6 protein-coding genes are annotated in these 7962 nt (G+C 71.9%); 3 read left to right on the forward strand and 3 right to left on the reverse strand.

The annotated features are described in order from the left end of the window. Positions 1 to 71 precede the first annotated feature (71 nt). Positions 72 to 569, forward strand: coding sequence for a hypothetical protein (locus ABT085_RS14060; protein ID WP_351606116.1), 498 nt, complete (start codon positions 72 to 74; stop codon positions 567 to 569). 56 nt (positions 570 to 625) lie between these two features. Here ABT085_RS14060 and ABT085_RS14065 read toward each other — a convergent pair whose 3' ends face one another. Beyond that, entirely contained in the window at positions 626 to 2608 is a 1983-nt protein-coding gene (locus ABT085_RS14065) for an N-acetylmuramoyl-L-alanine amidase (protein ID WP_351606118.1), read from the reverse strand. A 264-nt stretch (positions 2609 to 2872) separates the two neighbouring features. Then, a complete protein-coding gene (locus tag ABT085_RS14070) occupies positions 2873 to 4015 on the reverse strand; it encodes an aminoglycoside phosphotransferase family protein (RefSeq protein ID WP_351606121.1) in 1143 nt (380 codons plus the stop codon). A 233-nt stretch (positions 4016 to 4248) separates the two neighbouring features. Here ABT085_RS14070 and ABT085_RS14075 point away from each other — a divergent pair, with 233 nt between their 5' ends. Beyond that, entirely contained in the window at positions 4249 to 5739 is a 1491-nt protein-coding gene (locus tag ABT085_RS14075; protein ID WP_351606124.1) for a DNA-binding protein NsdB, read from the forward strand. Positions 5740 to 5924: 185 nt separating this feature from the next. On the opposite strand, the gene ABT085_RS14080 is transcribed toward ABT085_RS14075, so the two are convergent. Continuing rightward, a complete protein-coding gene (locus ABT085_RS14080) occupies positions 5925 to 7352 on the reverse strand; it encodes a PP2C family protein-serine/threonine phosphatase (RefSeq protein WP_351606126.1) in 1428 nt (475 codons plus the stop codon). Positions 7353 to 7764: 412 nt separating this feature from the next. On the opposite strand from ABT085_RS14080, the gene ABT085_RS14085 reads away from it, so the two are divergent. Further along, positions 7765 to 7962 (forward strand): SsgA family sporulation/cell division regulator (locus tag ABT085_RS14085; RefSeq protein ID WP_351606128.1); only part of this gene is annotated, 198 nt, incomplete at its 3' end.

A 7962-nucleotide genomic window follows, 5' to 3' on the forward strand; every position in this document is an offset into this window, starting at 1 on the left:
ACCGCGGCGCCGCCATGGACAACGGCCCGCCCACACGTCGCCGAACACGCGCGGGCACGTACCATGGCGACATGTCGTTCCTCCGCCGCCGCAGCGCCACTCCCGCCGGGCCCGACTTCGACGTCCTGGCCATGGACCCGGGCGACTGGCCCGGCAATCTGGGCGCGGGCCTGCTGCCCGCCCCCGACGGCAGCTGCCAGGGCGTCTTCCTGCGCTACGACCTCTTCGGCGGTCGCGGCCCCGCGATGATCATCGGCAATCTGCCCGAGGGCTCCCCGGCCCGCGAGGTCGCCGAGGGCGAGATCCCCTTCGAGGTGGCCCAGCTCCTGCTGGCGCTGGAGAACGACGAGGAGGTCACCGTCGTCGGCACCGAGGACATGCCCGTGATGCAGGGCGACAACCTGCTGATCGTGCGTCGGCTGAAGCTGTCCGAGGGCCGCATCTCCTGTGTGCAGTTCGACCGCAGCGACAACGTCCTGGTGACCATCGCGGCCTGGGACCGCCCCATCACCGACGACCTGTACGCCCTGCTGAAGCCGCTCCCGGCGGAGCTTTTCCAGCAGGGCTGACCCGGCAGGGCCGACCGGCACCGGTCACGCCGGCACCGGTCGGGCCCCGGCGTCCGTCAGTGGGACGACGGCACGGCGTCGACGTCCGCGGCGCGCACGAACTCCACCCGGTGGCCGTACTGGATCTCGTAGTACTGGTCCTTGCCGACGACCACCTTGTGCGAGTCGGTGGCGAAGGTGACCGAGTAGAAGTACTCGCCCGGCACCTTCTCGCCGGCCGCGTACCGCTGGCCCGCCGGGATCCGGTACGGCAACGGTGACACCGCCTGGGCCGGGACCCCCGCCGGGTACGCCTCCTTCTCCGGGTAGGCACGCCCGTAGACGGGGATGCTGTCGAGGCCCGCCTTCGGCGTGATCACGAGCCCGGACGCGTCCACGGCGGTCGGCTGCTTCTTCGGGTTCTGGAACCAGGCCTTCTGGCCCAGGAACCAGATCGCCGTCCAGTCGCCCCAGTGGTCGGCGACCGCGTACCGCTGGCCGGTCGACGCCCGCGAGGACAGGTCGTTCACGTTGTCGGTCGGTGCCGTCCCCAGACCGATGTCCTTGATCAGCGCGGAATTAGTGTCGTGGTCGGAGTACAGCCGCACCGCACTGGAGCCATGGGCGTCGCAGGGCACGCCCTTGGTCACACAGCCCGTGAACACCGGCTGGTTGGCCGTGTAGCGGGGGAGGATCGTCACCAGGCCGCCGTCCTTCTTCGCGGAGCGCTTGAAGGGGTGGTCGAGGAGCTCGAAGTAGTGGCGCCAGTCCCAGTAGGGCCCGGGGTCGGTGTGCATGCCGGGGATGGTCGACGTGGTCGGGCCGGGCACGGTGTCGTGACCGAGGATGTGCTGCCGGTCCAGCGGGATGCCGTACTTCGTGGCCAGGTACTTCACCAGGCGGGCCGACGAGCGGTACATGGCCTCCGTGTACCAGGTGTCCGGCGCGGCGAGGAAGCCCTCGTGCTCCAGGCCGATCGACTTGGCGTTGATGTACCAGTTGCCCGCGTGCCAGGCCACGTCCTTCGCCTTGACGTGCTGGGCGACGTGGCCGTCGGTGGAGCGCAGCGTGTAGTTCCACGACACATAGGTCGGGTCCTGGACGAGGCTGATGGTCCCGTCCCAGGCGCCCTCGGTGTCGTGGATGACGATGTACCTGATGCTCTGCGACGCCGGGCGGTCGCCCACGTCGTGGTTGCCGTAGTCGTTGTCGCCGAACTCCGCGTACGGCGCCGGGATCCACTCGCAGGAGACCGTCTTCGGGCACTCCGTGCCGGCGGCGGAGACCGTGCGCAGGCCCGTGCTGGCCAGCTGCCCGGTGTCGGGCGCGAGGTCCGGCTGCGCGGCCAGGGCGACCCGCTGGCCGGCGTCGGTGGTGCGCTCCTCGCCGGTGTGCAGCACGTCGTACACGTCGTTCGCGTAGGCCGCCGCCGTGGCGGTGTCGTCCGCGCCGGAGAACCGGGCGACCGCGCCGTACCAGTCGGCCGGATCGGCGCTCAGCGGCTCGCCCAGGCCCCGCTGGGCGGCGGCGAGCAGCGCGGCCCCGCCCGCCACGTTGGCGGCGGGGTCGGTGCGCAGGGCCTCGGCGCTCAGGCCGGTCAGCTCGGCGGCCTTCGGCAGCGTCTTGAGGCGGTCGGGGAGCTGGGCGTCGCGCGGCACCTCGGTGGTGCGGACCCCGGTGGTGGGGATCTTGGCGGGACGGGCGCTGTCGCCGCGCGCGTCCTCCGTGCCGTCGCTGTGGTGCGAGGCCTGCGCGAGCGCGGTGCGGGCGTCGGTGAGGTGCATCGGGCCGTAGCCGCCGGTGACGCTCGGCGCTCCGTCGTGCGTGTCCCAGCGGGACTGGAGGTAGGAGACGCCGAGCAGGACGCTCTGCGGTACGTGGTAGGTGGCGGCCGCGTCGGCGAACGCCCGCTGGAGGCGGTCCGTCGGGTCCGTGGCGCCGGCGGACGGAGCGGCGCCGAGCAGGGGCAGCAGCAGGGCCGCGCAGGCCACGGTGCCCGCGGCTGCGCGGGCGTGTCTGCGCCCGGTGGTTCGGTCGGGGGCGGTGGCGTTTCCGGGCAAGGCAGCCTCCTGGGGCGATCGGGCGCGATGAGACGTGCGGGGCCGGGCGTGTCAGTGGTACCGGCTCTCCGACGATCCGTCAATCATGCGCAGAAGGAGGCGATTTCCCATGTCAGCAGGGGGACGGCGAGTTTCGTGGCGACGGCTCGCGGGCCTGCGGGGCGTCAGTGGAGTACACCAATGGCCGTGCGGGACGGCCGTCGGTGGGACTAGGTCCGCGGTGTGTGTCGTCGGTGGGACACGCGCCGCGGACCGTCATCGCTGTCAGCGGGTGCCGACCGCCGCGCGAACGGCCTTGCGGGCCAGCTGGCAGTCGTCGTGCAGCCGTCGCAGCAGCAGCCGCTGCTCCTCGCCGTTCGGCACGGCACTCGGTGCGGCCGCGTTCGGTGCGGCCGGGGCCGCCTCGTTCAGCGAACGCTGCACGGCGGTCTCGTAGGTACGGATCTCGCGGGTCAGGACGAGCATCAGGTTCACCAGGAACGCGTCCCGTGACGCCGGTCCCGCCGACTGGGCGATCTGGCTGATCTGCCGACGGGCCGCCGGTGCGTCCCCGAGCACCGACCACAGCGTCGCCAGGTCGTATCCCGGGAGGTACCAGCCCGCGTGCTCCCAGTCCACCAGCACTGGACCGGCCGGTGAGAGCAGGATGTTCGAGAGCAGGGCGTCGCCGTGGCAGAACTGGCCCATGCCCTGCCGGCCCGCGGAGAGCGCGATGCCGTGCAGCAGCTTCTGGAGGTCGCCCATGTCCCGGTCGGTGAGCAGCCCCAGCTCGTGGTCGCGGGAGATACGGGCCGCGTAGTCCAGCGGTGCGTCGAAGGTCCCCGCCGACGGACGCCAGGCGTTGAGCCGGCAGATCGCGCCGAGGGCCGCCCGGATGTCGGTACGGGGCGGAGCCTCGGCGGGGTGCCGCTGGAGGGCCGCCACCCGGCCGGGCATCCGCTCGATCACCAGGGTGCAGTTGTCCGGGTCCGCCGCGATCAGTCTCGGCACCCGCACCGGGGGGCGCTGCCGGACGAACGTGCGGTACGCAGCTATTTCGTGGCGGTACCGCTCGGCCCATACGGGCGAGTGGTCGAGTAAGCACTTGGCGACGGCCGTGCTGCGTCCCGTCGTACCGACGAGGAGGACCGAGCGGCCGCTTCGGCGCAGCACCTGCACCGGGCTGAACTCCGGGCAGATCCGGTGCACCGACGCGATCGCCGCGCGCAGCTGGGCGCCCTGCGGACCGGACAAGTCGAGTCTCCCGCTGAGCGGTTGCGTACCGACGCCCGGGGCCCGCCGCGGCCGGCCCGCACCGATGACGGGGGTCGCGGTCGACCGCGCGGGGTCGAGGTAGGGGCCGCTGCCGCCCGGGCGGGGGTGCAGGAGCCGGGGCGGGGCGGACACGGAGGACGATGCTGCGTACATGGGCGAAACAGATCCCTTCGTGTGCCTGCGACGTCAGTGCGCTGCCCGGCCCGGCCGCCCGGGTGCACCCTGGGGAGTGTCCCTCGGCGACCGGGTCGGGGTGGCGCGTTCCTACCTGACACCCGTCGCCCCCTGGCACACCATCTGGCGCACCCTGGCGAAGCCTGGCGAATAGTCGCCCGGCAACTCTCACCGGGCTACATTCAACTCAGCCGAGAACCTGGGGGCTTGACGTGAGCGGAGAACCCAACACCCGTCTATCGGACCTGTTCGGCCTGGCCGGCTGGTCCAAGGGCGAACTCGCGAGGCTGGTCAACCGGCAGGCGGCGGCCATGGGCCACCCCCAACTGTCGACCGACACCTCACGGGTGCGGCGGTGGATCGACATGGGAGAGATCCCGCGCGATCCGGTGCCGCGGGTACTGGCAGCCCTGTTCACCGAGCGACTCGGCCGTGTCGTGACCATAGAGGACCTAGGTCTGGTCCGGCACGGGCGTGCGGGGAAGCGGCAGGGCGCCGGGAGTGAGGAACATCCCGACGGTGTGCCGTGGGCGCCCGAGCGGACTGCCGCGGTCCTCACCGAATTCACGGGAATGGACCTCATGCTCAACCGACGCGGCTTGGTGGGCGCGGGTGCCGCGCTCGCCGCCGGATCCGCCCTCAGCAGCGCCATGCACGACTGGCTGCACACCGATCCGACCCTTTCCGCCGACGCTCCCCGCTACGACCAGCCCCTGCACGTCGATCCCGCCGGGTTCGACCGCTACGAGGCCGCGCCCGTCGGGGCGCAGGAGGTCGAGGAACTGGAGCGTTCCGTCGAGGTGTTCCGGGCCTGGGACGCGGCCCGCGGCGGCGGCCTGCAACGCAAGGCCGTGGTGGGCCAGCTCAACGAGGTGGGAGGCATGCTCGCCTACCACCATCCTCCGCATCTCCAGCGACGCCTGTGGGGCGTCGCCGCCAACCTCGCCGTCCTCGCGGGCTGGATGTCGCACGACGTCGGTCTGGAGCCCACGGCCCAGAAGTACTTCCTCATCGCCGCCCATGCCGCCCGTGAGGGCGGGGACCGGCCGCGCGCCGGGGAGGCGCTGTCCAGGGCGGCCCGCCAGATGGTCCATCTGGGGCGGCCCGGCGACGCGTTGGACCTGATGGGCCTCGCCAAGTCCGGTGTGGGCGACGAGGTGCTGCCGCGCACCCGGGCGATGCTCGACACCGTGGAGGCCTGGGCGCAGGCGTCGATGGGCAAGGGGCAGGCGATGCGCCGCACCCTCGGGCAGGCGGAGGACCTCTTCGTCTCCGACCGGGCGGACCGCGAGGCACCGGACTGGATGCAGACCTTCAAGGAGGAGGACCTGTACGGCATGCAGGCCCTGGCCTACCGCACGCTGGCCGAGCACGACCCGGCAGCGGCCGTGCACGCCCAGCACTACGCGGAGAAGGCCCTGGCCCTGCGGGTCGACGGACGGCAGCGGTCGAAGATCTTCGACTTCCTGTCGATGGCCTCCGCCTGCTTCATCGCGGACGACCCCGAACAGGCCGACCGCTACGCCCGGCTCGCGCTGGTGTCGATGGGCTCGAACTCCTCGCACCGCACCTGGGACCGGCTGCGCCAGATGTACCGGCTCACCGCGGAGTACGCCGGCTATCCGAGGATCAGCGAACTGCGTGAGGAGATCCGGCTGGCGCTGCCGAAGACGGTGAAGCGCAGTGGCAGCGCGCGAGCCTGAGGGCTGCGTGCGGCCGCTGTCGTGAGCCGTACGGAGGCGACGGCAGAGCACGCCCGGCCCACCGGCTCGACCGGTGCCGACCGCGGGCCCGACCGACGACGACTATGCGACCACGACCGACGACGACAGCTGTACGGCCACAGCCGAAGACAGCTGTACGACCACGACCGGTGACAGCCGGCCGGTCACGAGGCCACGCGGGCCAGGAGCACACACGCGTCGTCCTGCCGCTCGGCCCCGCCGAACTCCTCCACGACCATCCGTACGCAGTCCTGCGCGGTGCGTGCCTCGCCGAAGCGCGGGGCCAGGTCGAGGAGCCGGTCCACGGCTGTGTCCCGGCTGCGCCCGGGGACCAGTCCGTCGGTGTGCAGCAGGAGCAGGTCGCCCACCTGGAGCGTCACTTCGGCCTGCCCGTAGACGGCGCCCGAGGTGGCGCCGAGCAGCACGCCGTCCGGGCAGTCGAGCCTGCGCCCCGTCCCGTCGCGGTACAGCAGCGGGGCGGGGTGTCCGGCCTGCGCCCACACCAGGGTGCGGGTGTCCGGGCGGTATCGGCAGCAGACCGCGCTGCCGAGGGCCGGCTGGACGGTGGCGTCGATCAACTGGTTCAGCAGTGCCATCAGTTGGGCGGGTGCGGTGCCGGCCATCGCCATGCCGCGCAGGGCGCCGAGGAGCATCGCCATGCCGGAGGTGACGGTGGGGCCGTGTCCGGTGAGGTCCCCGACGCTCAGCAGGGTCTCCCCGTCGGACAGTTCGAGCGCGTCGTACCAGTCGCCGCCGATCAGTGTGCTCGTCGAGGCGGGCAGGTAGTGGGCGGCCAGGTCGAGCGCGCGCGGTCCCTGGTGCGGCAGGCGCAGGGCGCCGCGCCACGGGGGCAGTACGGCCTCCTGGAGTTCGACCGCGAGCCGGTGCTCGGTCTGGGCCCGGTGCTGGTGGTGCCGCAGCGAGTCCTGGGACTCGGTCACCGCCCGCTGGGTGCGCCGCAGTTCGCTGACGTCGCGCAGAACCGCCCACATGGAGACGGTGCCGCCGTCGGCGTCGAGGACGGGCTCGCCCATCATGTGCACGGTGCGCAGCCCGCCGTCCGGGCGCCTGATGCGGAACTCGCCGTCGATGGGCCGGGCGTCGACCAGGCAGTCGGTGACCATGGCGGTCAGCAGCGCGCGGTCCTCGTCGAGCACCAGGGAGGGCAGCTCGTCGAGGGTGAGCGGGGGAGCGGCCGGGTCCCGGCCGAGGATCGCGAAGAGCTCGCCCGACCAGCTGGCCTCGTCGGTCAGCAGGTTCCACTCGGCGCTGCCGACCCGGCTGAGCAGGGAGCCGGTGCACGGCGCGGCGGGTGCGGGCGGCGGCGCGGGTGCCGTCCAGGGCGCGGGCGGCGCCTGCGGGCCGTCCCGCAACTGTGCCAAGTGTGCGTCCAGGTCGTTGAGTTGATGGAGCGCCAGATCGTACAGAGCGCGTTGCCAGCGTTCCTCGGGCTGGGACCCGTCGCCCGGTGCGTCGCGCCGTACGGCGTCCACCTCGCCCTTGAGCCGTCGCGCCTGCGATATCAGCGCGTCGACCGAACCGCGTCCGGGCGGCTGCGCGGCGGGGCGGTCCGCAGAGCGAGGGGACGGCATGACGCACTCCGATGCGGGAACGGTACGACCAAGGCTGACGGAAGGACCGTTACGACTGTTGCACAGCCCGCGACTCCGTGTAAGGGATTCGGCAACACCCGATCCGGTGGTGCTTCCGGCATATGTCAGCGTCTTCATGGTGCGGTGGGGTGGGGTGATTGACGTACGTGGTCCGAAGGGGCAAGTCGTAGACGGAGTACGTGCCTTGGCGGAGCGACGAGGCCTTCGGGCCGTGTCCGTTCATGCGTTCGACGCCTCTTTGTTCTATGAATGACCACATCGCCTATTCAGTGATGCAGGTCACATCAAATTGTTACCGTCTTCGCGTAATGCGAAGGCCCCCTACGGGGTCGTAAAGACAAGAACCGCGATCCGGCCGAGCGGCCAGCCAACCATCCGGGGGAGAACGACCATGGACGTCACCGTCGAGCAGCCAAGCCACGGCCGCCTGATCACCGCGGAGCAGCGGGAGCTTCCCGTCCCCGCCACCTTCCGCTACACCGCCGCCGACCCGCTCGCCGTCCATGTCGACTTCCCGCCCGAGGTCTCCCTCGACGGCGCGGGAGCCACCTGGACCTTCGGCCGTACGCTGCTGGAGGCCGGCCTCCAG

Source organism: Streptomyces sp. NPDC002265, assembly GCF_040296125.1.
Lineage (GTDB): Bacteria > Actinomycetota > Actinomycetes > Streptomycetales > Streptomycetaceae > Streptomyces.

Coding starts and splice junctions, on each gene's coding strand:
- ABT085_RS14060 (WP_351606116.1), top strand. CDS start 72: ATGTCGTTCCTCCGCCGCCGCAGCGCCACTCCCGCCGGGCCCGACTTC.
- ABT085_RS14080 (WP_351606126.1), bottom strand. CDS start 7,352: ATGCCGTCCCCTCGCTCTGCGGACCGCCCCGCCGCGCAGCCGCCCGGA.
- ABT085_RS14070 (WP_351606121.1), bottom strand. CDS start 4,015: ATGTACGCAGCATCGTCCTCCGTGTCCGCCCCGCCCCGGCTCCTGCAC.